This is a genomic window from Streptomyces sp. W16 (assembly GCF_033194735.1).
In the GTDB taxonomy this organism is placed as follows: Bacteria; Actinomycetota; Actinomycetes; order Streptomycetales; family Streptomycetaceae; genus Streptomyces.
The window spans coordinates 1-2,415 of record NZ_JAWOAI010000889.1 but is presented as its reverse complement, the minus strand read 5'-3'; the positions used below and the strand labels follow the sequence as shown (position 1 = coordinate 2,415).

Annotated in this window: 2 protein-coding genes; both read right to left on the bottom strand. The window is 69.8% G+C overall.

What is annotated here, in order from left to right; genetic code table 11:
* Positions 1-813 (bottom strand): class I SAM-dependent methyltransferase (locus tag R6V09_RS50975; RefSeq protein ID WP_317888225.1); only part of this gene is annotated, 813 nt, incomplete at its 3' end.
* A 155-nt stretch (positions 814-968) separates the two neighbouring features.
* Positions 969-2,144: an acyltransferase family protein gene (locus tag R6V09_RS50970; RefSeq protein ID WP_317888224.1), complete on the bottom strand. Its 1,176-nt coding sequence runs from the start codon at positions 2,142-2,144 to the stop codon at positions 969-971.
* Positions 2,145-2,415 lie beyond the last annotated feature (271 nt).

The following is a 2,415-nucleotide window of genomic DNA, read 5'->3' as shown; positions in this document are numbered from 1 at the left end:
GAGCGGGACCCGGGCTGTCGACCGCCCGGGCGCGGCCCCCGCCCTTCGGCGCGCGAACCGGGACGGCGGGAAGGGCGGGGCCTGCATGCCCTTCTTGGACTTCAGGCGGACGATGCGGTGTCCGGCGGCCTGCTGGATGCTGAGGGCGCAGTCCTCGCGCCCGCGCACCATCGCCAGCAACTCGTCCTGGACGGGGCCCGGGTCGTCCCAGGTGCCGTAGAGCTTCTGGGTGCTCAGGCAGATCGGGCGCAGGCCCCTGGTGAGCACCGCCTCCCAGACGGCCACGGAGACGCCGGGTGTGTGTTCCGAGCGGAAGTCGTCCAGGACCACGATCCCGCCGGGCAGCAGCGCCTCGCGGGCCGCGCCGATGTCGTCGCGGACGTGCTCGTACAGGTGCGAGGCGTCTATGTGGACGAAGCGGCAGCTGGCCGGGGCGACCTCGGCCGGCACGATGCTGCTGGGGCCTTTCAGGACCCGGGGCAGGGTGTCGTGGAAGGCGAGGTAGTTCTCCTCGAAGACCTGCTGGGTGAGCGCGCTGTACGACTTCGTCGACTCGGCCTGGTTGGCGCCGTCCAGGGCGTCGCCCTCGAAGAGGTCGCACACCGTGAAGTTCTCACCGTCCCGGCTGTGCCGGCCGAGACGGATCGCGCTCTTTCCCATGTACACCCCGACTTCCAGCAGATCGCCCCGCGTTCCCGTGACGTCCTGCCGGTCCAGGAACCATTCGAAGAGCACCTGGTCGAGAACGGGAAACCAGCCGGGAACGTCGTCGAGCCGGCGGGGCGGTCGTGTCGTGCCTGGTACGAGGGTCATCGTGGAGAACACTCCCTGGTGCGGACGGGCTCGCCTGCCTGAGCCCGTACGGGACACCCCGGCTCCTGCCCGACAGCACCCGCCCAAACGGGCTCCCGGGTGAACGCCGGGCCAATTCCTGTGTGTCTGTTGTGCGGCCCGCTTTCCCTCTGCCGTCAGCTGCGTGGTGTCGACAGCAGTGAGCGCAGCTTCGGTGTCAGCCGGTTCTCGACGACGCGGTTCAGTACGTATGCCAGGAGCAGCATCGTGAAGACGGTGAGCACGACGGTCGCGTACGACGGGATGCCCAGGGACTGGTGGTAGGCCTTGATGACGACCCAGCCCAGATGTTCGTGGACGAGGTAGAAGGGGTACGTCAGCGCGCCGGCGACCGTCAGCCAGCGCCAGTTCGCCCAGCGCAGCCAGCCGAGGGCGATCGCGGCGACGGCGACATAGCCGAAGGTGACGACCAGGATGATGCCCCAGGCGGACCGGTTGGAGAACGCCGTGTCGTTGGGCGCGTGCCACAGCTTCGTCACCGCGTAGTGCTGGCCGATCAGCCAGCTGACGGCGACGATGCCCCACGCGTAGGCGTCCTTGCGGTCGCGGTGTACGAGGTAGAGGCCGACGCCGCCGATGAAGTACGGCGCGTACTCGGGCATCAGGATGATGTCGAGCAGCGGCGACTTGGCGCCCTGGGTGATCGCCGCGGCGAGCGTCCAGCCGGCGCAGAACATGATCACGCGCCGCCGGTTGGCGCCGGGCAGCACCACGCACAGCGCGAACAGGGCGTAGAAGCGGATCTCCGCCCACAGCGTCCAGCACACGCCGAGCACCCGGTCGACGCCCAGCGGCATCTGCAGCATGGTCAGGTTGACCAGGACATCGCTCGGCGCCGCCGCCTTGTACGCCACCATCGGCAGCGCGAAGACGCCGGTGATGATGAGGATCGCCGCCCAGTACGCGGGCAGCAGCCGGGAGGCGCGGGAGGCGAAGAAGGAGCGCAGCGGGCGGCCCCAGCCGCTCATGCAGATGACGAAGCCACTGATCACGAAGAACACCTGCACGCCGAGGCAGCCGTACGAGAACAGCGAGTGCAGGGTGGGGAACTGGTGTCTCGGCGAGGTGCCCCACGCCTTGACGACGTCGCCGTCACGGCCGCCGTAGTGGTAGGCCGCCACCATCAGCGCGGCGACCAGGCGCAGCCCGTCCAGGGCGCGCAGGCGGCTCTCCCGGCGCTTGGGCGGCTGTGGCGGATCGGCCGGGGGCAGCTCTTCGGTGGCCGGCGGCAGGACTGCCCCGACCACGGTGCCCGTCGGGTTTTCCCGCGTGTCCGCGGGCGTGTCGATCACAAGGTTCCCCTCGATCTGGCTCAGCTGGATCACAGCACACTAGAACGACATCCGGCCGGGTTTACGCTCTCACCGCGACCCTTCGTCACCCCGTCCGCGCCCGTTCACCCAGGTTTCGCCTCCGCGTACCCAACCTTGTGGGGCCACTGCCACGACGCGCGTGTAATGCCCCCGGACAGCGCGGTGGGCCGGCCCCTGGGGACCGGCCCGCCGGTGTGTCGCACGCCCCGCGTCAGCGGCTCACGGTCCGCTTCAGCAGCCGGGAGATCGG